A 23,899-nucleotide genomic window follows, 5' to 3' on the forward strand; every position below is an offset into this window, starting at 1 on the left:
CCCTCCGCGTTCGTTGTCGGCCGGGCGGCCGGCTCAGCCGGTGCCGCCGTTACCGCCGCCGCCGTGCTTGCCGCCGTTTCCGTTCCCGCCGATGAAGCCCGGCGGGAAGGTGAAGCCGCCGCCGATCATCCCGCCGGCGTTGGTGCCGCCGCCGGGGTTGCCGCCGGGGTTGGCCGGGGGCGGCGGGTTGGCACCGGGCTGGGTGTTCGGGTCGCCGGCCGGCGGGCTGGCGGGCGCGGTCGCGTTCGGGTCCGGCTTGGGCTGCGGGTCCGGGATGTTGATCGTCTGGATGGGCTCCAGGGGCGTGCCCTTGAGTGCCTGGTTCATCGCCATCTGCCAGATCGGGCCGGGGCCGTCGGCGCCGAACACCTCGGTGAAGTGCTTGCCGCCGATGGTGATGTCCTTCATCTTCACGCCGCCGGCCGGGCCGCCGAGCCAGACCGAGGTGGCGAGCGACGGGGTGTAGCCGCTGAACCAGGCGGCCTTCTTCTCGTCGGTGGTACCGGTCTTGCCGGCGATCTTGCGACCGTCGTCGAGGCCGAGGGCGGCGGCCGTGCCCTTCTCGGTCACGTTGAGCAGGATGGTGTTGAGCGCGTCCGCGGTGTTCTCGGAGAAGGCCTGGCTGCACTGGGACTGCGGGACCTTGATGTCCTTGCCGTCGACCGTGCTGATCTTGTTGATCGCGATCGGGGTGCAGTACTTGCCGCGGGCGGCGAAGGTGGCGTACACGTTCGCCATGGTCAGCGGGCTGAGTTCGAGCGAGCCGAGGACCATCGAGGGGACCTCCTTGAACTCGCCGCCCTGGGCCGACTGGGAGATGCCCAGCTTGTTGGCCATCTGCTTGATCGCGCAGAGGCCGGTCTGCTGCTCCATCTCGACGAAGTAGGTGTTCACCGAGAGGGCCATGGCCTGCTTGAGCTCGTACGGGCCGACCTCGCCCGTCGACTCGTTCTTCACCGTGGCCTTGCCCTGCCCGGGCTGGGGGACGTTCTTCCAGGTGCCCGAGCAGGTCGACATGCTCGGGTACTCGATCTTGTTCTCGGACGGGAACGCCTGGGTGGGCGACATGCCCGACTCCAGGGCCGCCGCGGCGAGGATCGGCTTGAAGGTCGAACCGGTCTGGAAGCCGTTGCCGCCGCCCATCGCCGCGTCGACGTTCAGGTTCACCACGGTCTGGTTCTTGTTCGGGTCCAGGCCGTACGGGCGGGTCTGGGCCATGGCGAGGATCTTGCCGCTGCCCGGCTCCATCATGGTCGCGGCGGCCGACACCGAGTCGGTCACGTTGACCTTCTTGGTGACGGCGTTCTGCGCGGCGGCCTGCTTGTCCGGGTCGAGCGTCGTGTAGATGTTCAGGCCGCCGGTGTCCCACAGCTTCTTGCGGTCCGCCGTGGACTTGCCGAAGGTCGGGTCCTGCTTGATCACGTGGCGCACGTAGTCGCAGAAGAAGCCCATGCCGGCCTGGGCGGTGATGCAGCCGTTCTGCGGGTCCTTGTACTTCAGACCCAGCGGGGAGGCCTTCGCCTCCTTGGCCTGGTCCGGGGTGATGTGCTTGTTCTCGAGCATCTTGTCGATGACGACGTTGCGGCGCTTGACCGTGTTGTCCGGGTAGCGCACCGGGTCGTACGACGACGGGTTCTGCACCATGCCGGCGAGGGTGGCCGCCTCGGCGATGGTGAGGTCCTTGTTGCTCTTGCTGAAGTAGCGCTGCGACGCCGCCTCGACCCCGTAGGCCTGGTGGCCGTAGAAGGTGATGTTGAGGTAGTTGGTGAGGATCTGGTCCTTCGTCAGGTCCTCTTCCAGCTTGATCGCGTACTTGAGCTCCTGGATCTTGCGGCCCAGGGTCTTGCGCTGCGCCTCCAGGACGGCGGCCTGGTCGTCGCCGGCCTTCTCGACGTTGACGTTCTTCACGTACTGCTGGGTGAGCGTCGAGGCGCCCTGCGAGGCCGTGCCGCTCTCGGCGTTCTTGCTGACGGCCCGGAGGATGCCCTTGAGGTCGACGGCGCCGTGCTCGTAGAAGCGGGCGTCCTCGATGTCGACCTGTGCGTGCCGCATGAAGGGCGACATCTGGTCGGCGGTGAGGACGGTGCGGTCGCGCTCGTAGACCTTGGCGATCAGGCCGCCCTTGGCATCGAAGATCTGCGTCGCCTGGGTGAGCGGCGGCGTCTTGAAATCGTCGGGGATGTTCTCGAAGCTCTCCGCCGTGTCCTTGGCGGTGAGGCCGAGCGCGCCGACGGCGGGCAGCGCGAGGCCCGCCAGCAGGACTCCGGAGAGCACGCTGACGCCCAGGAACTTCACTCCGTGTCCCGCGAAGTCCAGCGGTGACCCGCGGCGCTCGCCGCGCGGAGCTCCGGTGTTGCCTGGGGGCTGGGGGGCCTGGGGGCGCTTCGGTGCCATGGGGAGAACCCTACGTCGCCGAATCCCCTCCATAGGGGCAGGTGTTCGCCTAGGCTTGTCACAAGCTTGCGACAGCTTCGGTGCGTCAGCATGACTCACTCGTGTGAGTGGGAAGACTTGCCCGAATTGCCGCTTTCCTGGCGGATTTCGAGGCCGCTGCGGGCTGCTGCACCCGGGTGAACGGTAGCGCTCCGTGATGACGCGCGCGGCCAGAGTTGCCGTGTCGCGCTTGGCAAGGCTTGCGACCTGCGATCACTCCAACGAGTGAGCTGACCGATACCCATAGTCCAATCGGGTCATTCGAGATTGAGCCCGAAGGGGCTGTTGCAAGCTGTCGTTCTTCCGTAACGTCCTCAACTGGCAACGGTGAATATGCCGTTGCCGCCGTGGGGGAGCCTCGAAACATCGGGAGAGGACGGCGCCGGCATGGGCTGGGTTGACGACTGGAGTGCGCAGGCCGCCTGCCGCACGAGTGATCCGGACGAACTGTTCGTCCAGGGGGCGGCGCAGAACCGCGCGAAGGCGGTGTGCAGCGGGTGCCCCGTCCGTACGGAGTGCCTCGCGGACGCGCTGGACAACCGCGTGGAGTTCGGGGTCTGGGGCGGGATGACGGAGCGCGAGCGCCGGGCGCTGCTGCGCCGCCGTCCGACGGTGATCTCCTGGCGCAGGCTGCTGGAGACGGCCCGGACGGAGTACGAGGAGTCCCTGGCCACCGGGGTGATACTGACGGACTACGCCCAGGCGGGCTGACCCGGCACGCGATCACTCGCCGGGCCGCCCCACCGGCCCGGGCCGACACCAGGTGCGACACGCCGCACCCGTGCGACGCCCCACGGCTCCGCACCGTTCGCGGAGCAACGCGACACAACGCAAGGCAACGCCGGACAAGGCAACGCCACACAGCGCGAGGCAACACCGGACAACGCCACGCAAGGCAACGCGCGCCCGCTCGACGCTGACGCCCCGCTCGACGCCGCGCCGCTCAGGACCGCCGGCCCCGCCGCGCTCCCTACGCCCCGCCGCTCAGCCTGTCCCCGATGGCCCGCAGCCCGTCCAGGTCGTGCACGTCGCCCGGCAGCGCGGGGACCTCCACGATCGGCACGTCCGGGTACACCGACACGAAGCGGTCCCTGGTCCGGCGCTCCCTCGCCATGATCTGCATCCGTTCGGCGTGCAGCCGCAGCAGTCCGGCCGCGAGCAGTTCCGCCTCGGGCGACGCGTGCTCCGAACCGTTCTCCTCCAGCGCCTCGGCGGCCGCGAGCGCCCGTTCCGCCGTGAGCTGCGGGGCCCCGGAACCGTGCACCCGGTTGAGCACCAGTCCGGCCAGCGGCATCCGGTCCGCGGCCAGCCGGTCGACGAAGTAGGCGGCCTCGCGCAGCGCGTCCCGCTCCGGCGCGGCGACCACCAGGAAGGCCGTGCCCGGCGCCTTGAGCAGCTGGTACGTGCGGTCGGCCCGCTCGCGGAAGCCGCCGAACATCGAGTCCATCGCGCTGACGAAGGTCTGCACGTCGGTGAGGAGCTGGGCGCCGAAGATCTTGCCCAGGGTGCCGGTGAGCAGGCCCATGCCGACGTTGAGGAACTTCATCGCGCTGCGGCCGCCGACCTTGGCCGGGGCGGTCAGGATCCGGATCACCCTGCCGTCGAGGAAGGACCCGAGCCGGTTGGGCGCGTCCAGGAAGTCCAGCGCCGAGCGGGAGGGCGGGGTGTCGACGACGATCAGGTCCCACTCCTCGGCCGCGCGCAGCTGGCCGAGCTTCTCCATGGCCATGTACTCCTGCGTGCCCGCGAAGCCGGCCGACAGGGACTGGTAGAACGGGTTCTCCATGATCGCCTTGGCCCGTTCGGGTTCGGCGTGGGCGAGCACGACCTCGTCGAAGGTCCGCTTCATGTCGAGCATCATGGCCTGGAGCTCCCCCTCGCCGCCCACCCCCTTGACCACGCGAGGGGTGTTGTCGAGCTCGGTCAGGCCCATGGACTGGGCGAGGCGGCGGGCCGGATCGATCGTCAGGACGACGACCTTGCGCCCGCGTTCGGCGGCGCGCAGCCCGATCGCCGCGGCGGTGGTGGTCTTGCCGACCCCGCCGGAGCCGCAGCAGACGATGATCCTCGTCTTCGGGTCGTCGATCAGCCCGTCCACCGCGAGCAGGCTGCCCGTGCCGCGCACACCGTTCGTCGTCGTGCTCACGCCGCCCCCTGCCGCTTGAGTTCGCCCGCCAGCCGGTACAGCCCGCCGAGGTCCACGCCCTCGCCGAGCAGCGGGAGTTCGTAGGTGGGGAGCTTCAGGTGCTGGAGGTCGGCGCGCTGCGCGCGCTCCAGCTCGACCCGTTCGGCGTGCTCGCGGGCCTGCTCCAGGAGCGGGTCGAGCAGCGGGTCGACGGCGGCCCGGACGGTCTCCGGCTTGCGCGAGCGCCCGCCGAGCCCGGCCTCGCCGAGGGCCAGGGCGACCTCCTCCCGGTGGTCCCCGTCCGCCGCGGCGACCGCGGCCGCGTCCAGCAGCGGAGGCCGGACCATGTTGATCATCACGCCGCCGATCGGGAGCCCCGACTCGCGCAGCTCGGCGAAGCCGTCGACCGTTTCCTGCACCGGCATCTCCTCCAGCAGGGTGACCAGGTGCACCGCGGTCTCCGGCGACTTCAGCACCCGCATCACGGCCTGCGCCTGGGTGTGTATCGGCCCGATCCTGGCCAGGCCGGCCACCTCGGAGTTGACGTTCAGGAAGCGGGTGATGCGGCCGGTCGGCGGGGCGTCCATCACGATCGCGTCGTAGCTGCGGCGGCCGTCCGGGCCCTTGCGGCGGGAGGCCTCGCAGGCCTTGCCGGTGAGCAGGACGTCCCGGACGCCGGGTGCGATGGTGGTCGCGAAGTCGACGAAGCCGACCTTCTGCAGGGCCTTGCCGGCCCGGCCGAGCTTGTAGAACATCTCCAGGTACTCGAGCAGGGCCTGCTCGGTGTCGATGGCCAGCGCGAAGACCTCGCCGCTGCCGCCCGGGGCACCGCTGCCGCCCCGGCCGCCGGATCCGCCCGGGCCACCGGACCCGCCCGGCGGGTCCGTGTCGTCCGCGACGGCCGGCAGGCCGAGCTGCCGCCGGGAGACCGAGGCGATCCGGCGCTCCTCGTACGGCAGCGCGGCGATCCCGAACAGTTCGGCGATGCCCTGCCGGCCCTCCACCTCGACCAGCAGCACCCGGCCGCCCTCGGCGGCCAGGGCCAGCGCCAGCGCGGCGGCCAGGGTGGTCTTCCCGGTGCCGCCCTTGCCGCTGACCACGTGCAGCCGGACGCCCTCCCAGTCGGGGTCGCGCCGGGCCGCCTGGCCGGGGGTGCGTGCCACGCTCCGTCTCCGTCCGTCTCCGAGGGCCGTGGGCCGCTCCGTCGGCCGGCCCGCTCTCCGGTTGCCCTCTCGCGAGAGTAACCAGGGAGCGGGCCGGATGCCCGGAGCACCGGGGGGACCGGGCCTGAATCATGCCCGGTTTGTGGGCCACCTCACACGCCGGTCCGTCAGCGGGGCCGATCGCCGCGGCCGCTCGTCTAGAGTCTGGCCATGACCAAGTGGGAATACATGACGGCGCCGCTGCTGGTGCACGCCACCAAGCAGATCCTGGACAACTTCGGCTCGGACGGCTGGGAGCTGGTCCAGGTCGTGCAGGGTCCCAACCCGGAGACCCTGGTGGCCTACTTCAAGCGGGAGAAGAACGCATGAGCAAGGTCGAGTCGAAGCTCGCCGAGCTGGGTCTGAGCCTGCCGCCGGTGGCCGCCCCGGTCGCCGCGTACGTCCCGGCCCTGCGCGCGGGCGAGTTCGTGTTCACCTCCGGCCAGCTGCCGGTCGTCGACGGCAAGCTGCCGACCACCGGCAAGGTCGGCGCCGAGGTGTCCCCGGAGGAGGCCAAGGAGCTCGCGCAGACCTGCGCGCTGAACGCCCTGGCCGCCATCAAGTCGGTGATCGGTGACCTCGACCTGATCGAGCGCGTCGTCAAGGTCGTCGGCTTCGTCGCCTCCGCCCCCGACTTCACCGGCCAGCCTGCCGTGATCAACGGCGCCAGCGAGCTGCTCGGCAAGGTGCTCGGCGAGGCCGGCGTGCACGCCCGCAGCGCGGTCGGCGTCGCGGTGCTGCCGCTGGACGCCCCGGTCGAGGTCGAGCTCCAGGTGCGGGTCAAGAGCGCCTGACCGCTCCGGTCGTGATCACGAAGGCGGGGTCGGGCCTGTCCAACCCCGCCTTCGTGCGCTTAGCATCCGGGCATGGACCATCGAGCCACGACGCTCCCGATGCCGCCCGGCTGGCCTGCCCGGATCCGGGCGGTCGACTCCGGCGCGGCGACCCCGCCGGCGGCGAAGCCCGCCGCGACGGTGGTGCTGCTGCGCGACGCTGCCACCGGGCCCGAGGCCTACCTGCTGCGCCGCCGCACCTCGATGGCCTTCGCTGCCGGCATGTACGCCTACCCGGGTGGCGGGGTGGACCCGCGGGACGCCGAGGCCGAGCTCGCCTGGGCCGGGCCCGGCCCCGAGGAGTGGGCGCGGCGCCTCGGCGTGGACGCCCGGACGGCGCAGGCGGTGGTCTGCGCGGCCGTCCGCGAGACCTTCGAGGAGGCCGGCGTGCTGCTGGCCGGCCCGGACGCGCGGAGCATCGCCGAGCCGCGCGACTGGAGCGCCGAGCGGGCCGCGCTGGAGGCCCACGAGCTGTCCTTCGCCGACTTCCTCCGCGCGCACGGCCTGGTGCTGCGCAGCGACCTGCTGGGCGGCTGGGCCCGCTGGATCACCCCGGAGTTCGAGGAGCGCCGGTACGACACCTGGTTCTTCGTCGCCGCCCTGCCGTCCGGCCAGCGGGCCGCGCTGGAGGTCGGCGAGGCGGACCGGGTGGCCTGGATGGCGCCCGCCGAGGCGGTCCGCGGCTACGACGAGGGCCGGTTCGGCATGCTGCCGCCGACCGTCACGGTGCTGCGCGAGCTGTCGTCGGTGCGGAGCGCCGCCGAGGCGCTGGCCGCGGCCGGGCAGCGCGCACTTGACCCGGTGCTGGGCCGGGCCGAGGTCCGCGGCGACCGCATGACCGTTCGATGGCCTGGGTATGACGAGCTGACCATCGACGGCGACTTCCCCGAAGCCTGAGCCCGGCCCGCGAGCCCTTCGCGGACCCTTCGCAGGCCCCCTCCGCAGACTTTTCCCAGCCCCTTCCACAGACCCTCCGCAGACCCGAGCACCACCGCAGGGACTCCACCACCGCAGAGAGAGGACCGACGCCCGATGACCCACAACGACGTGGCTCGCCGGACGGCACCCGAGATGCCCGCCCGCCGCCTGACCCCGCGCACCGCCGCCTGCGACCAGCCGGTCCCGTTCATCGAGGTGGCCCAGCGGGCCCTCGTCCGGGCGCTGCCGCTGCGCGCCCTGCACCGCGACGGCGAGGGCGGCCGGTGAGCGGACTCCTCCCGGGTGACCCCGCCGCCGAGGTCGGCGGCGAGGCCACCCCGCGGGCGCTCTGCGTGCTGGCGCCGAACCCGTCGCCGATGACGCTGGACGGCACCAACACCTGGCTGCTCTCCGAGCCCGGCTCGGACCTCGCGGCGGTGATCGACCCGGGCCCGCTGCACGAGGGCCACCTGCGCCGGGTGATCGACCTCGCGGAACAGCAGGGCAAGCGCGTGGCGCTCACCCTGCTCACCCACGGCCACGCCGACCACTCCGAGGGCGCGGCCCGCTTCGCCGAGCTCACCGGCAGCAAGGTCCTGGCGCTGGACCCGGCGCACCGGCTCGGCTCCGAGGGCCTGGTCGGCGGGCAGCGCCTGGACGTGGGCGGCCTGGACCTGCGGGTGGTCGGCACCCCCGGGCACACCTCGGACTCGCTGACCTTCCACCTGCCCGCCGACGGCGCGATCCTCACCGGCGACACCGTCCTCGGCCGCGGTACCACGATGGTCGCCCACCCGGACGGCCGCCTGGGCGACTACCTGGACTCGCTGCGCCGCCTGCACACGATGGCCTCCGAGCACGGTGTGCGGACCGTCCTGCCCGGTCACGGGCCGGTGCTCGCGGACGCCCTGGGCGCCGTCGACTACTACCTCGCCCACCGGGCCACCCGGCTCGCCCAGGTGGAGACGGCGGTCGAGGCGGGCTGCCGGACCGCGGCCGAGGTGGTGGCCCGGGTGTACGCGGACGTGGACCGCGCGCTGTGGCCCGCCGCCGAGCTGTCGGTGCGGGCGCAGATGGAGTACCTGGAGGAGCACGGGCTGATCCCGTACCTCGACTGACCGGCGGGAACGCCGAAGGGCCCGGCCTCCTCGACGGAGGGCGGGCCCTTCGGCACGCCGGGGCGCCCCGGGAAGCCGGGCGGGTCAGCGCGAGCGGCGCGACAGCCGCTCGACGTCCATCAGGACGACGGCACGGGCCTCCAGCTTCAGCCAGCCGCGGCCGGCGAAGTCGGCGAGCGCCTTGTTGACCGTCTCGCGGGAGGCGCCGACCAGCTGGGCGAGCTCCTCCTGGGTGAGGTCGTGGGCGACGTGGATGCCCTCCTCGGACTGCACGCCGAAGCGGCGGGAGAGGTCGAGCAGGGCCTTCGCGACGCGACCGGGCACGTCGGAGAAGACCAGGTCGGACATCACGTCGTTGGTCCGGCGCAGGCGGCGGGCGATGGCCCGCAGCAGCGCGATGGACACCTCGGGGCGGGCGTGCAGCCAGGGCTGGAGGTCGCCGTGGCCGAGGCCGAGCAGCTTGACCTCGGTCAGTGCGCTGGCGGTGGCGGTGCGCGGGCCCGGGTCGAACAGCGACAGCTCGCCGATCATCTCGCTGGGGCCGAGGACGGCGAGCATGTTCTCGCGTCCGTCCGGCGAGGCGCGGTGGAGCTTGACCTTGCCCTCGGCGACGACGTACAGCCGGTCGCCCGGGTCGCCCTCGTGGAACAGCGACTCACCACGGGCGAGGGTGACCTCGGTCATGGAAGCGCGCAGCTCGCCGGCCTGTTCGTCGTCGAGTGCCGCGAAGAGTGCGGCGCGCCGCAGAACGTCGTCCACGTGCTTCCTCCTTCTCGGCCGGTCGGCGGGTGGGCCGTCCGGCGCAAGTTCCGTTCTGTGCTCTGCATCACCAAGCATGGCGCATGTCGCTCCGATCATATGAGGAGGGGGTGCACCGAGGTGTCCTTCGCGGGGCCATTCGTACGGTTCGGTCCCCGTGTCCGTGCGGTGGGCGCCGGTCGGCGCGGCGACGCGCCGAACCGGGGTCGCCCGGCCCCTCCCCCGAGCGGGCCCGACGACCCCGGTGGTCCGGGTGGGCGCCGGTCAGGCGGCCGGCGGCGGCAGCTCGCGCAGCCGGCTGACCGGCGACAGGGCCAGCGGGACGAGCATCAGCGCCGAGCCGACGGCGATCGCGACGAGGCCCCGGCGCAGCCCGAGGGCCCCGCCGATGACGCCGCCGAGCAGGCCGCCCAGCGAGCCGCCGCCGAACAGCAGGGTGCGGAAGGCCGCGTTCATCCGGCCCATCAGCGGCTGCGGGGTCAGGGTCTGGCGCAGGCTGACCATCACCACGCCGGCCACGGCGAGGCCCAGGTAGCCGATGAAGAACGAGCCGACGAACAGGGCCGTGCGCACCGGCTTCGGGCCGTCCGCGAACGCGACCAGCAGCGGGCTCGCGAAGATCGCCGCCATCGACACCGCGTAGACGGGTCCGAGCCGGAACCGCCTGACGAGCCGCCCGGAGACGGCCGCGCCGACCAGTCCGCCGACCGAGGAGGCGGAGAACACGACGCCGATCCAGGTGGGCGTCAGTCCCTGGTCGCGCACCGCGTACAGGACGAACACCGTCCACATCGAGACCATCGAGAAGTTGCAGAACGGACCGAGCAGCGCCAGCGGTCGCAGGACGCGGTCGCCGAACACCCAGCGCAGGCCCTCGGCCAGCTCCCGCCCGAGGTGGCGGCCCGCCGCGGGCGGCTCGGGGCGCGGTTCGGGCGTGCGGATCCACAGCAGCGTGAGCAGCGAGACCAGGTAGGAGAAGGCGTCCGCGACCAGTGCGACCGGCGCGGTCAGGGCGCCGATCAGCAGTCCGGCCAGGCCGGGCCCGGCCACGTCCGCGGTGGAGGAAGTGACGCCGAGCTTCTGGTTGGCCTCGACGTAGTGCTCCGGGTCCTTCACCAGGGTCGGGACGAAGGACATCCAGCCGACGTCGAACAGGACGGAGAAGACGCCGATCGCGCAGGCGAGCGCCAGCAGCACCGGCAGCGTCAGGCGGTGGGTCGCGGCCAGCAGCGGGACCAGTCCGACGAGCACCATCCGGGCGCCGTTGGCCAGCAGCATGGCGCGCCTGCGCGGCATCCGGTCGACCAGGACGCCGAAGACCAGCGCGAGGCCGAGGTAGGGCACCAGTTGCAGGAAGCGCAGCAGGCCGACCTGCTCGGGCGTGGCGTCGAAGGCGATGACGGCGGTGAGCGGCAGGGCGAGCGTGGTGACCTGGCTGCCGAGGAGCGAGAGGGTCTCGCCGGACCAGAACTTGAGGAAGTCCCGGTTGTGCCGCAGCCGGGCGGTCGGCGGCCGTTCGGCCGGACGGGTCTGCGGGCCGGGTCCGATCGCGGTGGCGGTCATCCGGTGGTACTCCCCCCGAGTCGATTCTTATGGTTGATGGCTGATCAACCGTGAGAATCATGGCAGTCGGACTTGATGGTTGCAAGGGGTGGCTACCATTAGGTCCATGGCTTCCGACACTGCTCAGGAACACCCGGCCCCGCCCTCCCCGGGCCTGCCGCTCGCCGTCGCGTTCGCGAACACGCTGGTCGCCGTCCGCGGCAAGGTCCGGGACACCGTCGGGACGCCGGAGGAACTCACCGGCTGGCTCGGGTCCGAGGCCGACGCCCCCGGGCTGTCCGTCGACGAGGCGGACCTGGCCGCGTTCCGGGCGCTGCGCGACGCGGTCCGCGCCGTCCTGCACGCGCACGCCGAGGGGGAGCCGGTGCCCGCCGCCGAGGTCGGGCGGATCAACGAGGCGTCCGCCGCCGCCCCGCGCTGGCCCGTCCTGACGGCCGCCGGAACCGGGATCGCCGTCGTCCAGCGGACCGGCCGCGACGGGTTCCCCGCCGCGCTCGCGGCGCTCGCCCACGGCACCGCCGACCTGCTGGGCGGTCCGCTCGCGGCCGAGCTGCGGGCCTGTCACGGGCCGGGCTGCGTCCAGTTCTTCGTCAAGGACCACCCGCGCCGCGAGTGGTGCGGGCCCGCCTGCGGCAACCGCGCCCGTGCCGCCCGCCACTACCACCGGCAGCGCGAGCAGCCGGTCTGACCTCCGGGGAAACCCGACGCCCGGGAAAACCCGACGCCCCAGGGAAACCGGGCCTTCGGGGAACCCGGCCCCGGAGAAAAGCAGTACGCCCCGGAGGACGGTTCCTCGGGGCGCACGGGGTGCCGGGGGAGTGTCAGGCGGTGAAGCCGACCTCGCCCAGGGCCTTCTCGATCTTGGCGCGGTGGGCCGCCTCCCACTCGTCCAGCGTCTCGGCGGCCTCCTTGGCCAGCTTCGCCCGGGCCGCCGCCAGCGTCTCCTCGCGCCGGGCGGCCGGCACCACCACGACGCCCTCCTCGTCCGCCACGACGACGTCGCCGGCCGCCACCAGCACGCCGCCGCACCGGACCTCGCCGCCGTGCGAGCCGAGTGCCCGCTTCGCCCCCGGGATCGGGATCACCCCGCGGGCGAACACCGGGAAGCCCGCCTCGCGCACCTCGCCGAGGTCGCGGATCAGGCCGTCGGCCACGAACGCGGCCACGCCCCGGCGCTGCGCGACCGCGCAGACGTTGCCGCCGGCGAGGGCGTGGTCGAGGTCGCCCGACTCGACGACGATGACGTCGCCGGGCGCGGCCCGGTAGATCGCCGCGTGCAGCATCAGGTTGTCGCCGGGCGGGCACTGGACGGTGAAGGCCGGTCCGGCCACCCGGGGCATGCCGGCCCACAGCGGGCGGACGCCGATGTCCATCACCTGGGCGCGGCCGAGCAGGTCGGCCAGGGTGGTGGTGGGAATGTCCGCGAACTGGTCCATCTGTGCCCCCGTCGTTCTCGACTGTTCGGTCGGTGCTCTCGGCGCATTATCGGACAGGCCGCGGCGGTGGCTCCGGGCGGCGGGGTATCCGGGCGGCAGGTGTCGGGGCGGCAGGTGTGCGGGTGGTCGGCCCGTCGGGCGGTCGCCTCGTCAGGCGGTCGGGCGGGCGAAGAACTCGGCCAGCACCGGCGCCAGGATGTCGGCGGCCACCTCGTGCGTCTGGTCCGCCAGCGTCCGGTACTCGGCGCCCGGCACGGCGGCCGCGACCTCGCGGGCCGGCGCGCGCAGCAGTTCCGGGCTGGCCCCGCCGTCCAGCACGAGCGCCGGGACGGCCACCCCGGCGAGGACCTCGGCCGGAACCGACCCGCCCGCCGCCGTGCCCACCGCGGCGGCGTCGTACGCGAGCGTGGGCGCGACCGCCTCGAAGGCCGGCCACATCGGCGCGCCGCGCATCTGGTCCACCATCTCGGCCGGCATGCCGACGAAGGCCATGAACCGGGCGGCGGCGTCGCCGCGGCGCCCGTCCGCGAGCGCCTCGGTCAGGTCGCTCACGTACGCGTCGAACCGCTCGCGCTGCCCGTCCCCGGTGCTGAACGGCGGCTCGTAGACGGCGATCCGGCTGATCGCGACCCCGCTCGCGGCGGCCCGCAGCGCGAGCACCCCGCCGGAGGAGACGCCGATCACGTGGGCCGTGCCGCCGGTGGCCGCGATGACGGCCGCGAGGTCCTCGATCTCGCGCTCGACGGCGAACGGCGCGGTGTCCGCGCTGCCGCCGCGCCCGCGCCGGTCGTAGGTGTAGACGGTGTGGTGCGCGGCCAGTTGCTCGGCGACCGCGGCACCGGGCCCGAACGCCCGGTGGCAGAGGGCGCCGTCGACGAAGACGACGGCCGGGCCGGAGCCGGTGACGGTGTAGGCGATCTCGGTGCCGTCGGTGGAGGCAACGGTGCGGGAGGCGGTGGCGTTCACGGTGGGTCCCTTCGGGGCGTCGCTCGGGGTGAGTCGCTTTCGTAGGGGTAGACCGGGCGCGGGCGCGGAACTCATCGCTCTCCGGCGGATATTCCTTCGGGTCTTTTTTCGACGGTTCCACCGGATGCCGACGGTGCCGCGGCCGGACGCGCCCGAGCTCTGTCCACAGCCTGTGGACGGAGCTCGGGCCGGCGGGTCCGTGTGCACCAGGAGGGTCGGCCGTCCCCTTGGCGACAGCGATCGACAGCTCGCCGCCGCCCGGCCCTTCACCGTGCCGATCATGCTTCTGACCATGACAGATGTCATTCCGGACCAGTGCCGCTCGACACTGACGGGCCCTCAGCGTCCCTCCGTAGTGTTCAGGCCATGGAGATCACGAAGAACGCCCCGACCGCCGCCCGCCGCACCGAGTGGAGCCTCGCCCTGCTGGGCGGCCTCAAGCACGGCGGCGAGTTCACGGCCCGCGAGCGCACCGTGCACGTCGCCGCGGTCGGCGGGGCCAAGCTCGACCACACCGACGCCGAACTCCCGGCCGGCCCGACCCACCTGGTCAAGGCGGCCGTGGTCGGCGGCGCGGAGCTGGCCTACCCCGAGGGCGCCTCGGCCGAGGTGGACGCCTTCTCGGTCCTCGGCGGCGTCGACCTGACCGTCCCGGTGGGCACCACGGTCGAGGTCCGCGGGTTCTCGCTGCTCGGCGGCCGCAGCCAGGGCGTGGTGGGCGAGCCCGGCGGCGCGGTCGTCAAGGTGCGCTCCTACTCGCTGGTCGGCGGCGTCAAGGTCCGCCAGGGCAGCTGACCCCCGCCCCGCTCGCCCCGCCCGGCCCGGTGGGGCCGGTGACGGCCAATGCGGCGCACGGGTTCGGCCGTCCGGCGTAGCCTTCGTCCATGGCAGAGAGCAAGGTCCGGAAGGCGGCGGCACCGAAGGCGAAGCCCGCGGTGAGGCCGAGGAAGCCCGAGTCCCGGCTGGCGATGGTGCGGCGGGCGCGCAGGATCAACCGGGAGCTCGCGGAGCTGTACCCGTACGCGCACCCGGAGCTGGACTTCGAGAACCCGTTCCAGCTGCTGGTGGCCACCGTGCTGTCGGCGCAGACGACGGACCTGCGGGTGAACCAGACGACGCCCGCGCTGTTCGCCCGCTACCCCGCCCCGGAGGACATGGCGGCGGCGAACCCGGAGGAGCTGGAGGAGATCATCCGCCCGACCGGGTTCTTCCGGAACAAGGCGAAGTCGCTGATCGGCCTGTCGGTCGCGCTGCGCGACGACTTCGGCGGCGAGGTCCCGGGCCGCCTGGAGGACCTGGTGACCCTGCCCGGCGTCGGCCGCAAGACCGCCAACGTCGTCCTCGGCAACGCCTTCGGCGTCCCGGGAATCACCGTCGACACCCACTTCGGCCGCCTGGCGAGGCGGTTCGGCTGGACCACCGAGGATGACCCGGTGAAGGTCGAGCTGGCCGTCGGCGAGATCTTCCCCAAGTCCGAGTGGACGATGCTCTCGCACCGCGTGGTCTTCCACGGCCGCCGGATCTGCCACTCCCAGAAGCCCGCCTGCGGGGCCTGCCCGATCGCGCCGCTCTGCCCGTCGTACGGCGAGGGCGAGACGGACCCGGAGAAGGCCGCGAAGCTCCTCAAGTACGAGATGGGCGGCCGGCCCGGCCAGCGGCTGAAGCCCCCGGGGGACTTCCCCGGCGAGGCCGCCGCGCGCGCCGACGCCGCCTCCCACCAGGGGCACGTCGCGGACCTGGCGGTGGGCGAGTGAGCGCGCCCGGGCCCGCGGTGCGGGAGATCGAGCGGGACGGCCTGCCGCGGTGGCTGGAGCCCGTCCGGGACGCGGCCGAGCGCGTGCTGCCCGAGCAGCTGAGCCGCTTCCTGCCACCGGTGGAGGACGCCCGCACGGCCGCGGTGCTGATGCTCTTCGGGGACGGCGGGCAGGGCCCCGACCTGCTGCTGATCGAGCGGGCCCGCTCGCTGCGCTCGCACGCCGGGCAGCCGTCCTTCCCGGGCGGCGCGCTCGACCCGGAGGACGGCGATCCGGACGGTCCCGGACCGATCGCGGCGGCGCTGCGGGAGGCCTGGGAGGAGACCGGCCTGGACCCGGCCGGCGTGCAGGTGTTCGCCGCGCTGCCCGCCCTCTACATCCCGGTGAGCCGCTTCGTGGTGACCCCGGTCCTCGGCTGGTGGCGCGAGGAGTCGCCGGTGCGCCCGGTGGACGCGGGGGAGACCGGCGCCGTGTTCCGGGTGACGATCGCCGAGCTCGCGGACCCGGCGAACCGGGTCCGGCTGCGGCACCCGTCCGGGCACCTGGGCCCGGCGTTCGCGGTGGCCGGCCGGCTGGTCTGGGGCTTCACGGCCGGGGTGATCGACCGGGTGCTGCACCACAGCGGCCTGGAGCGGCCCTGGGACCCGTCCCGGATCGTCGACCTCTCGGACGACGCGCTGGCCCTGGTCCAGGGCGACACCGAAAGCTCGCGCGCGCTGCTGGGCCGCGAGGCCGGGACCTCGTGAGGGGCCGTCCGCACGGCCGTGCCGCCGGCCGTGGGAGGGTGTCCGGGTGAACGTCCTGGATGTGCTGCTGATCCTCGCCGCCGTCGGTTTCGCCGTGTCGGGCTACCGGCAGGGCTTCGTGGTGGGCGTGCTGTCCGTCGTCGGCTTCCTCGGCGGCGGCCTGGTCGCGGTGCAGCTGCTGCCGCTGCTGCTCGACCACCTGAGCCCCGGCACGACGGCCTCGGTGGTGGCCGTCGTCGTCGTGATCGTGTTCGCCGCGATAGGCCAGGCGGTCACCACGCACTTCGGCTGGAAGCTGCGCGGCCACATCGACCGGCGTCCGGCGCGGGTGCTGGACGCGGCCGGCGGGGCCGTCGTCAACGTGATCTCGATGCTGCTGGTGGCCTGGCTGATCGGTTCCGCGCTCGCCGGAACGTCCCTGCCGACGGTCTCCAAGCAGGTCCGCTCCTCGGCGATCCTCGGCGGCGTCCAGGACGCGCTGCCCGGTGACGCGCCGAACTGGTTCTCTGACTTCTCCAAGGTGCTCGCCCGCAACGGCTTCCCCCAGGTCTTCAACCCCTTCGAGCACGAGCCGATCACCCAGGTCGACACGCCCGACCCCGCGCTGGCCGCCAGCCCGGCGGTCGCGAAGGCCAGGCAGAGCCTGGTCAAGGTGGTCGGCACCGCCACCTCCTGCGGCAAGACCCTGGAGGGCAGCGGCTTCGTCTTCGCGCCGCACCGGGTGATGACCAACGCCCACGTGGTCGGCGGCGTCGACGAGCCGACCGTGCAGATCGGCGGCGTCGGCCAGCTCTACGACGCGACGGTGGTCCGCTACGACTGGCAGCGCGACATCGCCGTCCTCGACGTGCCCAAGCTCAACGCGCCCCCGCTGACCTTCGCGGGGGAGGCCAGGACCAACGACAGCGCGATCGTGGCCGGCTTCCCCGAGAACGGCGCCTTCAACGTCCAGCCCGCCCGCATCCGCGGCCGCATCCAGGCCAACGGCCCGGACATCTACCACCGCGGCCAGGTCGTGCGCGACGTCTACTCCGTCCGCTCGCTGGTCCGCCAGGGCAACAGCGGTGGACCGCTGCTCACCCCGGACGGGCAGGTGTACGGCGTGGTGTTCGCCAAGTCGCTGGACAGCGCGGACACCGGGTACGTGCTCACGGCGGCCGAGGTGAAGGACGACGCCGAGAAGGGCGGCTCCGCCTCGGGGCGGGTGGACACCCAGGGCTGCGCGCTCTGACCCGGCCCGGGCCGGCCCGCCGCCGTGGGCCGCCCGGTCGCCGTCGGCGGGCCCGTCGTCGTGGGCGGGCTCGCCGCGGTCGGTCGGCCCGTTGGCCCCCGGTCGGCGCGCCGGTGCGGCGGGGTCGGATATCCGTCGGACCGTCAGTCCGCCCTGGTAGCCTCGGCCGCGCTCACCCGTTCGGCTCAATCCGGCGCCGGTGCCGGAGTGAGGTCGACGGGAGGTCGTGGTAGTCCGATGATGGGTCACTCGCACGCGGTCAGCGGGGCGATGCTGTACGCGGCCTCGGCGCCGTTCCTGCCCCCGCTGCTGCTGCACACCACGCTCCAGCCGGCGGACATACTGATGGGCACGGTGCTGTGCGCGGGCGCGGCCCTGCTGCCCGACCTCGACCACCACGACGGCTCGATCGCCAACTTCCTCGGCCCGCTCTCCAAGGCGCTCTGCCGCTTCGTGGCCTGGGCCTCCGGCGGTCACCGGCACGCCACCCACTCGCTGCTGTTCGTCGCGCTGATGGGCGGCGGCACCTGGGCGGGCGTCACCTTCCTGGGCCGCAACTTCACCCTCGCGGTGACGTTCTTCCTGCTGGCGCTCGCGATCCGGGCGCTGCGGCTCTGCCCGCCCGGCGACGGCCCGGAGGCGTGGATCACCGTCGTCGGCCTGGCCGCGCTCGGCACCTTCGGGATGAACACCTGGATGCCGAACGCCCCCGGCTGGCTGCCGTACGCGGTCGGCCTGGGCACGCTGGCGCACCTGCTGGGCGACTGCCTGACGAAGAAGGGCGCGCCGCTGCTCTGGCCGCACAAGGAGCGCTACGAGATCGTGCTGATCAAGCGCAGCGGCAACAACGTCGAGACCAAGGTGCTGGTGCCGATCATGGCGGGTGCGACCTTCGTCCTGCTCTGGTTCACGGCGCTGTCGCCGACGATCGTGAACTGACGCGTGAACTGACGCGTGAACTGACGCGTGAACGGACGCCTGAACGGACGCGTGGGACCGGTGCGACGACCGTGAGCAGGCTCGTACTGCCCGGGTGAACCGGGCGGCACGTCGTTGACGACCGCGGCGCGGGACCTCAGGTCTCGCGCCGCAGCCGTGCGCCCACCCAGCGGGCGCGCCGGCCGAGGATGTGCGGGATGCCGAGCTGTCGCTGCGCCGCTCGCTGACGGCGGTCCGTGCCGTCGTAGCCGAGGTCGTCCGCCCAGTCGGTACGGGGGGCGGACCGGTGCGGGCTGTTCTGGCGTCGGCCGCGCGATGCGCCGCCGCGATCGGGCATCCAGGTCATACCGGAATGGATGCCCCTGGGCCGGTCGGGGTAACCGTCCGGACGCCATCGAAAGTGGCCTATGCGTTTGTCATATGAGCGCAACATCAAGGGAGTTGAGATGGGCAGGGGTGACGGTCCTGCCCGGAGCGCTCACTCCTTGTGCAGACCGACCCAGTCCAGCAGCTCGGCCGTGAACTCCGCCGGTGCCTCCTCGTGCGGGAAGTGTCCGACGCCCGGCATCAGCCGCCACCGGTACGGCGCCGCCACGTACTCGCCGCCGCCGAGCGCGGTGTGCGACAGCAGCACCGGGTCCGCCGCCCCCTGGACGTGCAGCGTGGGCGCGGCGATCGGCTTCTTCATCCGGCGGGCGAACTGGATGCCGTCCGGACGGGCCATCGACCGCAGCAGCCAGCGGTACGGCTCGATCGAGCAGTGCGCGGTGCTGGGGATCCGGATCGCCTGCCGGTACGCGTGCACCGCGCCCTCGTCCAGCTTGTCCGGCCCGGTCCACTCGTCCAGGTAGCGGGCGACCAGCGCGGCGTCGTCCGCAACCAGGCGGCGCTCCGGTATCCACGGCCGCTGGAAGCCCAGCACGTGCTCGAAGGCGGCGATCTGCTTGCGGTCGGTGAGCAGTGCCCGGCGCAGGTCCCGCGGGTGCGCGGCGGACACCACGGTAAGGCTCTGGATCACCGACGGGCGCATCACCGCCGCCACCCAGGCCAGCGTGCCGCCGGAGGCGTGCCCGACCAGGTGGGCCCGGCGCTCGCCGAGCGAACGGATCACCCCGGTGATGTCCAGGGCGAGGTTGCCCGGGTCGTACCCGCGGGGGGTGCGGTCGCTGCCGCCGATGCCGCGCAGGTCGAGCGCGACCGCCCGGTAGCCGGCCTCGGCGAGCGCGGTCAGCTGGTGGCGCCAGGCCCACCAGTACTCCGGCCAGCCGTGCACCAGCAGCACCAGCGGGCCCTCGCCCAGCTCGGCGATGTGGAACCGGGCGCCGTTGGCGGCGAGGTCGCGGTGCGTCCACGGGCCGTCCTGCCGGATGCTCCAGGCCTCGGCCGCGGAGCTGCCGGGCGCCTCGGCCCCGGCGTCGCCCGGGGCCTTTCCGGCGCTCTCGCCGACGCCGTCCGCGGCCTTCGCGGCGGCCTCCCGGCCGGGCTCCCGGACGGGGCCGGAGTCGGCGGGCGGCTGCGCGGGCACGGGCTTCTGGTCAAGCGGCATACCGAGAGCGTGTCACATCCGTGCGCCGGACACGCGCCCGGCACTCGCAGTCGGTGCGCCTGGCGGGGCCCCGCCCTTACGGGATGCGGCCCAGCGCCCGGTCGATCTCCTCCTTGGTGGCCGGCCGCGGACGGGCGTTCTTCAGCACGTCGGCGGTCTTCTGCGCACCCTCGATGGTGCGGACCGGCTTCTCGATCTTCTTGAAGGAACGCCAGGCCAGCATGCCGAGCAGCACCGCGAGCAGCAGGTAGGCGCCGGCCACGATCAGGAACGACCAGCCGAGCGACAGGCCCAGCGCGTGGATGCCGAAGGCCGCCGCGGCGCTCAGCATCGGGACGGCGGCCAGGGCCACCACGCCGGCGACCGTCAGCGACACGCCGCCGGAGACGCCGCGCTTGACGTCCGCCCGCAGCTCGGCCTTGGCGAGCGCGATCTCGTCGTGGACCAGCGCGGACAGGTCGGCGGTGGCCGCCGCGAACAGCTGCCCCACCGAACGCTCGCCCTCGTAGGGCGCCCGGCCGTTGCTGGACGGGTCTGCGGCTCCTGCGGGCATCAGCGGTTCTCCTCTGCGGCTGTGCGGCGTGACGCCGCCGCGCGGTGCGGTCCCGGGGGCCGGAGGGGGCCCGGGGGGCGTCAGTGGACTGTCGACAGCTCAGAATCATGCCCCTACCGGCCAGTCGCACACCACTCCGGGGCCCCGCCGGGGGGACGTGTCCCGGAGCCCGAGGCCCCCCGGGGGCCCGGGGCGGGCCACGGGGCCCTGAGCGACCCTCAGCAGCCGTCCGGCGCTCCGGGGTGGTGCCGGTGGTCGGGATGGGTGGAACCGGCGGCCGGCTTCAGCGGGCCGCGCCCGGACCGGCGGCCGGACCGGCGCTCGGCCGGTCGTTGCCGGGGTGCGGTCGGTCGTTGCCGGGGTGCGGTCGGTCGTGGCCGGGAGCCGGTCGGTCGTGGCCGGGAGCCGGTCGGTCGCCGCCGGGGTGGGGCCGGTCGTTGCCGGGGTGCGGTTGCTCGCTGCCGGGGCGCGGCGCGAGCTCGGCCACCCGGGCCTGCCAGGCCGGGTCGTCCGGCTGGTAGATGTCCGGGACGCCGTCGCCGTCCGTGTCCCGGTCCTCCTCCTCGCACAGCGCGCGGTAGTGCCGGTTGCGGAGCTTGAGCAGCACGGTGGCGACCACCGCGCACAGCAGCGAGCCCACCAGGACGGCCGTCTTCGAACGGTCGGCGAGCGCCAGGTCCCCGGGGAAGGCCAGCTCGCTGATCAGCAGCGAGACGGTGAAGCCGATCCCCGCGAGCACCGCGACCGCGAACATGTCGGCCCACTTGAGCTGCGGGTTCAGCTCCGCCCGGGTGAACCGGGCGACCAGCCAGGTGCCCCCGAAGATGCCCACCGTCTTGCCGACCAGCAGCCCGAGGACGATGCCGAGCGGCGTGGCCTGGGTGAACACCTCGCGCAGCGCCGGGCCGGAGATCGTCACCCCGGCGGCGAACAGCGCGAACACCGGGACGGCCAGCCCGGCCGACAGCGGCCGGACCAGGTGCTCGATGTGCTCGCCGGGGGAGTGCTCCTCGTCGCCCTCGCGGTGGCAGCGCAGCATCAGGCCCATGGCGACGCCCGCGACCGTGGCGTGCACGCCGCTCTCGTGCATCAGCGCCCAGATGACGAAGGCCAGCGGCACGAACAGGTACCAGCCGTGCACCCCGCGCCGGTGCAGGAACCAGAACAGCGCCAGGCCGACGAAGGCCAGACCGAGCGCCCAGAACTTGATGCCGGAGCTGTAGAAGACCGCGATGATCAGGATCGCGATCAGGTCGTCCACGACGGCCAGGGTGAGCAGGAAGGCGCGCAGCGCCGAGGGCAGGTGGCTGCCGACCACGGCCAGGACACCGAGGGCGAAGGCGATGTCGGTGGCGGTCGGGATCGCCCAGCCGCCCGGGTGCCCGCCGCTGCCCGAGTTGATCAGGGCGAACAGGGCCGCGGGCAGCGCGACACCGCAGACCGCGGCTATGACGGGCAGTACGGCGGCGCTCGGACTGCGCAGCTCGCCCGCGACGAACTCGCGCTTGAGCTCGATCCCGGCGACGAAGAAGAAGATCGTCAGCAGGCCGTCCTTGGCCCAGTCGCCGAGCGTCAGGTCCAGGTGCAGCGGGGCGGACGGGCCGACGGTGTGGTCGAGGACGCTCTCGTACGCGCCGGGCCAGACGTTGGCCCAGACCAGCGCGATCACGGCGGCGACCAGCAGCAGGATGCCGCCGACCGTCTCGGTGCGCAGCGCCTCGGTGATGTAGGCGCGCTCGGGCAGGGGCAGCCGGCCTGGGAACTGCCGGCGGCGGGTCGTCGGCTCGTGGACGGGCGGCTGTCGGGTCACGCTCGGACCTCCTGCGGGCTGGGAACGGCAAACGGATGCACACGTGGTGCAAGTGCCGACCAGACTTCCCGGCGCGCCCTGTGACGCCCGGATTCCTGTTCGAGGACCTTGATGCGTCCTTAGCAGTCTAACGGGAACGTCCGAGTGACATCCGGATTGTCCTACCTAAGGACTTAAGCCCTGGTGCTGTGTTCTGCACCCTCGCGGAGCACCGGCGCCGCACCCGAATGGCCCCGGCCGCGTGCAGACGAGTGAACGCGTTCCTATCGTCGGATGCAGGCGCCGCCCGATCCGGGCCCAGGCGTCATCCCCCGTCAAACCCCTTGCGCCGCTTCGGAGGCACCCCATGCCCAGACCGCCCCTCTTACCCGGTGAGACCGTCGTGTCCGCCGCTCTGCCCGCCGGCCCCGCCGGCCCCTCGGGCTCATCCGACCCCTCCGGCCCTGGTGGCCCCTCGGGCCCCTCGGGCCGCTCTGGCTCCGACGAGCCCGAGCTCCCCACCGACCTCGACCATCTGCTCCGCCCGCTGTTCCACGCGGCCGGTCCCGCCGGGGGAGTCGCCGTCGCGGTGATCCGCGGTGACGAACGGACGGTCGCCTGCCGGGGACGCTCCGACCGTTCCGGCCGGCGCCCGGTCCGGGCCGACACCCGGTTCGAACTCGGTTCCGTGACGAAGACGTTCACCGGACTGCTGCTCGCCGAGATGGCCGCCCGGGGCGAGGTCCGGTACGACGACCCGATCGACCGTTACCTGCCCGCCGACGCCGCCCCCGGCTATCCGCACGAGCGGCCGATCACCCTGCTCCACCTGGCCACCCACACCTCGGGCCTGCCCCGGCTGCCGGTCGGCCTGCTGCCCGCGATGGCACCCCGGTGGTTCACCAGCCCGTACGACACGTTCGGCCCGGCCCACCTGCTCAGGGCCCTGCCGCGGACCCCCGTTCGGGGCACCCCCGGCACGCACGTGCGCTACTCGAGCCTCGGCTGCGGACTGCTCGGACTGCTGCTGGCCAACGCGGCCGGACAGCGCTACGACGACCTCCTGGCCGCCCGGGTCTGCGGGCCGCTCGGCCTGGTCGACACCTCCAGCGGCCCCGGCCGGGAGGAGGTCGCCGGGTACCGGCGCGGGCGCCGGGTGCCGTCCTTCCGGCTGCCGGCCCTGCCGGGCGCGGCCGCACTGCGCTCGACCGGCGACGACATGCTCCGCTACCTCCAGGCGCACCTGTCGCTGGACGCCGTGCCGCTCCCGGAACGGGCCGACGCGGCGGTGCTGCGGACGGCGCTCGGCGAGGTCCGCCGCCCGCGGGCGGGCCGGCGCCGGGGTGGTACCACCCGGATTTGCCTGGGCTGGAACCAGCGGTCGGTGGCCGCGGGGGCGGACCCGGACGAGGACGACGGCGAGGAACTCGTGTTCCACGCCGGCTCCACCCGGGGCTTCACCGCCTTCGCAGGCTTCAGCCCGCGTGCGCAGGTGGGGCTGGCGGTGATGGCCAGGGCACGGTCGCTGCGCAGCCGCGGCTTCGTCCAGAGCGCGTACGAGACTCTGCGGACCCTGACCGCGCAGCGGCGCGGCCCGGTGGGTCTGGACGCTCTGGAGACGCTGGAAGCTCCCGCGACGGTCGAGGGCAGGCGGTGACGTCCAGGTGGCGGGAGTCCTGTGACCTGTGACGGACCGTCCGTACGACGACGGGGCCCCGGGCGGTCATCACCGCCCGGGGCCCCGCCCGTTGCCTCACTCGGGTGTCAGCGCTCCGAGATCAGCGCTCCGAGATCAGCACTCCGATGTCAGTACCCGGGTGTCAGCGCGCTCAGCCGTTGCCGCCGGAGGGCGGGAGCTGGGCCTGGATCTGGCTCATGACGGTGCTGTCGGCGAGGGTGGTGGTGTCGCCGACTTCGCGGCCTTCGGCGATGTCGCGCAGGAGGCGGCGCATGATCTTGCCGGAGCGGGTTTTGGGGAGTTCGCCGAC

The 23,899-nt window shown here is 73.4% G+C and carries 24 protein-coding genes; 13 read left to right on the forward strand and 11 right to left on the reverse strand.

From position 1 onward, the window contains the following. Positions 1–33: 33 nt before the first annotated feature. Positions 34–2,394: a transglycosylase domain-containing protein gene (locus ACFVU9_RS41400; protein ID WP_380444189.1), complete on the reverse strand. Its 2,361-nt coding sequence runs from the start codon at positions 2,392–2,394 to the stop codon at positions 34–36. Between the two features lie 426 nt (positions 2,395–2,820). On the opposite strand from ACFVU9_RS41400, the gene ACFVU9_RS41405 reads away from it, so the two are divergent. After that, on the forward strand, positions 2,821–3,144 hold the full coding sequence (locus ACFVU9_RS41405) for a WhiB family transcriptional regulator (protein ID WP_030240986.1): 324 nt from the start codon (positions 2,821–2,823) through the stop codon (positions 3,142–3,144). A gap of 259 nt (positions 3,145–3,403) precedes the next feature. Here ACFVU9_RS41405 and ACFVU9_RS41410 read toward each other — a convergent pair whose 3' ends face one another. After that, entirely contained in the window at positions 3,404–4,579 is a 1,176-nt protein-coding gene (locus ACFVU9_RS41410; RefSeq protein ID WP_387602603.1) for an ArsA family ATPase, read from the reverse strand. Next, complete coding sequence (locus ACFVU9_RS41415; protein WP_380508588.1) at positions 4,576–5,721, reverse strand: ArsA-related P-loop ATPase; 1,146 nt, start codon at positions 5,719–5,721, stop codon at positions 4,576–4,578. The genes ACFVU9_RS41410 and ACFVU9_RS41415 overlap by 4 nt, the downstream gene beginning before the upstream one ends. A gap of 210 nt (positions 5,722–5,931) precedes the next feature. Between ACFVU9_RS41415 and ACFVU9_RS41420 the strand changes: the two genes are divergently transcribed. From ACFVU9_RS41420 to ACFVU9_RS41440, 5 genes are all read left to right on the forward strand, one after another. Next, positions 5,932–6,090, forward strand: a complete 159-nt coding sequence (locus ACFVU9_RS41420; protein WP_380444195.1) for a DUF4177 domain-containing protein — start codon at positions 5,932–5,934, stop codon at positions 6,088–6,090. Next, positions 6,087–6,554: a RidA family protein gene (locus ACFVU9_RS41425; RefSeq protein ID WP_380444197.1), complete on the forward strand. Its 468-nt coding sequence runs from the start codon at positions 6,087–6,089 to the stop codon at positions 6,552–6,554. Before ACFVU9_RS41420 ends, ACFVU9_RS41425 begins: the two co-directional genes overlap by 4 nt. 72 nt (positions 6,555–6,626) lie before the next feature. Then, on the forward strand, positions 6,627–7,490 hold the full coding sequence (locus ACFVU9_RS41430; RefSeq protein ID WP_380444199.1) for an NUDIX hydrolase: 864 nt from the start codon (positions 6,627–6,629) through the stop codon (positions 7,488–7,490). A 135-nt stretch (positions 7,491–7,625) separates the two neighbouring features. Next, positions 7,626–7,799 (forward strand): hypothetical protein, encoded by a 174-nt coding sequence (locus tag ACFVU9_RS41435; RefSeq protein ID WP_380444201.1) that lies wholly within the window; start codon positions 7,626–7,628, stop codon positions 7,797–7,799. Beyond that, entirely contained in the window at positions 7,796–8,629 is an 834-nt protein-coding gene (locus tag ACFVU9_RS41440; RefSeq protein ID WP_380444203.1) for an MBL fold metallo-hydrolase, read from the forward strand. The genes ACFVU9_RS41435 and ACFVU9_RS41440 overlap by 4 nt, the downstream gene beginning before the upstream one ends. Before the next feature lie 84 nt (positions 8,630–8,713). Here ACFVU9_RS41440 and ACFVU9_RS41445 read toward each other — a convergent pair whose 3' ends face one another. Both ACFVU9_RS41445 and ACFVU9_RS41450 read right to left on the reverse strand, forming a co-directional pair. Continuing rightward, positions 8,714–9,388, reverse strand: coding sequence for a Crp/Fnr family transcriptional regulator (locus ACFVU9_RS41445; protein ID WP_030240972.1), 675 nt, complete (start codon positions 9,386–9,388; stop codon positions 8,714–8,716). Positions 9,389–9,652: 264 nt separating this feature from the next. Beyond that, on the reverse strand, positions 9,653–10,951 hold the full coding sequence (locus ACFVU9_RS41450; protein ID WP_387602609.1) for an MFS transporter: 1,299 nt from the start codon (positions 10,949–10,951) through the stop codon (positions 9,653–9,655). A 106-nt stretch (positions 10,952–11,057) separates the two neighbouring features. On the opposite strand from ACFVU9_RS41450, the gene ACFVU9_RS41455 reads away from it, so the two are divergent. Beyond that, a complete protein-coding gene (locus ACFVU9_RS41455; protein ID WP_387602612.1) occupies positions 11,058–11,639 on the forward strand; it encodes a CGNR zinc finger domain-containing protein in 582 nt (193 codons plus the stop codon). Between the two features lie 133 nt (positions 11,640–11,772). Here ACFVU9_RS41455 and ACFVU9_RS41460 read toward each other — a convergent pair whose 3' ends face one another. Next, a complete protein-coding gene (locus ACFVU9_RS41460; RefSeq protein ID WP_359975306.1) occupies positions 11,773–12,387 on the reverse strand; it encodes an RraA family protein in 615 nt (204 codons plus the stop codon). 150 nt (positions 12,388–12,537) lie between these two features. After that, positions 12,538–13,353, reverse strand: coding sequence for an alpha/beta fold hydrolase (locus ACFVU9_RS41465; RefSeq protein WP_387602615.1), 816 nt, complete (start codon positions 13,351–13,353; stop codon positions 12,538–12,540). 366 nt (positions 13,354–13,719) lie between these two features. Here ACFVU9_RS41465 and ACFVU9_RS41470 point away from each other — a divergent pair, with 366 nt between their 5' ends. The 5 genes from ACFVU9_RS41470 (at position 13,720) to ACFVU9_RS41490 (ending at position 18,023) form a co-directional block, all read left to right on the forward strand. Next, entirely contained in the window at positions 13,720–14,148 is a 429-nt protein-coding gene (locus tag ACFVU9_RS41470) for a hypothetical protein (RefSeq protein ID WP_380444211.1), read from the forward strand. 89 nt (positions 14,149–14,237) lie between these two features. Beyond that, positions 14,238–15,107, forward strand: coding sequence for an endonuclease III (nth, locus tag ACFVU9_RS41475; protein ID WP_380444213.1), 870 nt, complete (start codon positions 14,238–14,240; stop codon positions 15,105–15,107). Beyond that, entirely contained in the window at positions 15,104–15,853 is a 750-nt protein-coding gene (locus tag ACFVU9_RS41480) for an NUDIX hydrolase (RefSeq protein WP_380444215.1), read from the forward strand. The genes nth and ACFVU9_RS41480 overlap by 4 nt, the downstream gene beginning before the upstream one ends. 46 nt (positions 15,854–15,899) lie before the next feature. After that, positions 15,900–17,084, forward strand: a complete 1,185-nt coding sequence (locus ACFVU9_RS41485) for a MarP family serine protease (protein ID WP_380444217.1) — start codon at positions 15,900–15,902, stop codon at positions 17,082–17,084. Positions 17,085–17,321: 237 nt separating this feature from the next. After that, positions 17,322–18,023 (forward strand): metal-dependent hydrolase, encoded by a 702-nt coding sequence (locus ACFVU9_RS41490; RefSeq protein ID WP_380444219.1) that lies wholly within the window; start codon positions 17,322–17,324, stop codon positions 18,021–18,023. A 136-nt stretch (positions 18,024–18,159) separates the two neighbouring features. Here ACFVU9_RS41490 and ACFVU9_RS41495 read toward each other — a convergent pair whose 3' ends face one another. The 4 genes from ACFVU9_RS41495 to nhaA all read right to left on the reverse strand — a co-directional run bounded on the left by ACFVU9_RS41495 (position 18,160) and on the right by nhaA (position 21,932). Further along, positions 18,160–18,369 (reverse strand): hypothetical protein, encoded by a 210-nt coding sequence (locus tag ACFVU9_RS41495; protein WP_329927312.1) that lies wholly within the window; start codon positions 18,367–18,369, stop codon positions 18,160–18,162. A gap of 132 nt (positions 18,370–18,501) precedes the next feature. Continuing rightward, positions 18,502–19,569, reverse strand: a complete 1,068-nt coding sequence (locus ACFVU9_RS41500; RefSeq protein ID WP_380444221.1) for an alpha/beta fold hydrolase — start codon at positions 19,567–19,569, stop codon at positions 18,502–18,504. 76 nt (positions 19,570–19,645) lie between these two features. Next, positions 19,646–20,122, reverse strand: a complete 477-nt coding sequence (locus ACFVU9_RS41505; RefSeq protein ID WP_380444223.1) for a phage holin family protein — start codon at positions 20,120–20,122, stop codon at positions 19,646–19,648. 283 nt (positions 20,123–20,405) lie between these two features. Further along, positions 20,406–21,932 carry a Na+/H+ antiporter NhaA gene (nhaA, locus tag ACFVU9_RS41510; protein WP_387602622.1) on the reverse strand — a complete coding sequence of 509 codons (1,527 nt, stop codon included), beginning with the start codon at positions 21,930–21,932 and terminating at the stop codon, positions 20,406–20,408. 526 nt (positions 21,933–22,458) lie between these two features. Between nhaA and ACFVU9_RS41515 the strand changes: the two genes are divergently transcribed. Then, positions 22,459–23,568 (forward strand): serine hydrolase domain-containing protein, encoded by a 1,110-nt coding sequence (locus tag ACFVU9_RS41515; protein WP_387602624.1) that lies wholly within the window; start codon positions 22,459–22,461, stop codon positions 23,566–23,568. Positions 23,569–23,899 lie beyond the last annotated feature (331 nt).

Origin of the sequence: Kitasatospora sp. NPDC057936 (genome assembly GCF_042887525.1) — a bacterium.
Taxonomy (GTDB): Bacteria; Actinomycetota; Actinomycetes; order Streptomycetales; family Streptomycetaceae; genus Kitasatospora.

Coding starts and splice junctions, on each gene's coding strand:
- ACFVU9_RS41400 (WP_380444189.1), bottom strand. CDS start 2,394: ATGGCACCGAAGCGCCCCCAGGCCCCCCAGCCCCCAGGCAACACCGGA.
- ACFVU9_RS41405 (WP_030240986.1), top strand. CDS start 2,821: ATGGGCTGGGTTGACGACTGGAGTGCGCAGGCCGCCTGCCGCACGAGT.
- ACFVU9_RS41420 (WP_380444195.1), top strand. CDS start 5,932: ATGACCAAGTGGGAATACATGACGGCGCCGCTGCTGGTGCACGCCACC.
- ACFVU9_RS41425 (WP_380444197.1), top strand. CDS start 6,087: ATGAGCAAGGTCGAGTCGAAGCTCGCCGAGCTGGGTCTGAGCCTGCCG.
- ACFVU9_RS41430 (WP_380444199.1), top strand. CDS start 6,627: ATGGACCATCGAGCCACGACGCTCCCGATGCCGCCCGGCTGGCCTGCC.
- ACFVU9_RS41435 (WP_380444201.1), top strand. CDS start 7,626: ATGACCCACAACGACGTGGCTCGCCGGACGGCACCCGAGATGCCCGCC.
- ACFVU9_RS41450 (WP_387602609.1), bottom strand. CDS start 10,951: ATGACCGCCACCGCGATCGGACCCGGCCCGCAGACCCGTCCGGCCGAA.
- ACFVU9_RS41455 (WP_387602612.1), top strand. CDS start 11,058: ATGGCTTCCGACACTGCTCAGGAACACCCGGCCCCGCCCTCCCCGGGC.
- ACFVU9_RS41460 (WP_359975306.1), bottom strand. CDS start 12,387: ATGGACCAGTTCGCGGACATTCCCACCACCACCCTGGCCGACCTGCTC.
- ACFVU9_RS41470 (WP_380444211.1), top strand. CDS start 13,720: ATGGAGATCACGAAGAACGCCCCGACCGCCGCCCGCCGCACCGAGTGG.
- nth (WP_380444213.1), top strand. CDS start 14,238: ATGGCAGAGAGCAAGGTCCGGAAGGCGGCGGCACCGAAGGCGAAGCCC.
- ACFVU9_RS41490 (WP_380444219.1), top strand. CDS start 17,322: ATGATGGGTCACTCGCACGCGGTCAGCGGGGCGATGCTGTACGCGGCC.
- ACFVU9_RS41495 (WP_329927312.1), bottom strand. CDS start 18,369: ATGACCTGGATGCCCGATCGCGGCGGCGCATCGCGCGGCCGACGCCAG.
- ACFVU9_RS41500 (WP_380444221.1), bottom strand. CDS start 19,569: ATGCCGCTTGACCAGAAGCCCGTGCCCGCGCAGCCGCCCGCCGACTCC.
- ACFVU9_RS41505 (WP_380444223.1), bottom strand. CDS start 20,122: ATGCCCGCAGGAGCCGCAGACCCGTCCAGCAACGGCCGGGCGCCCTAC.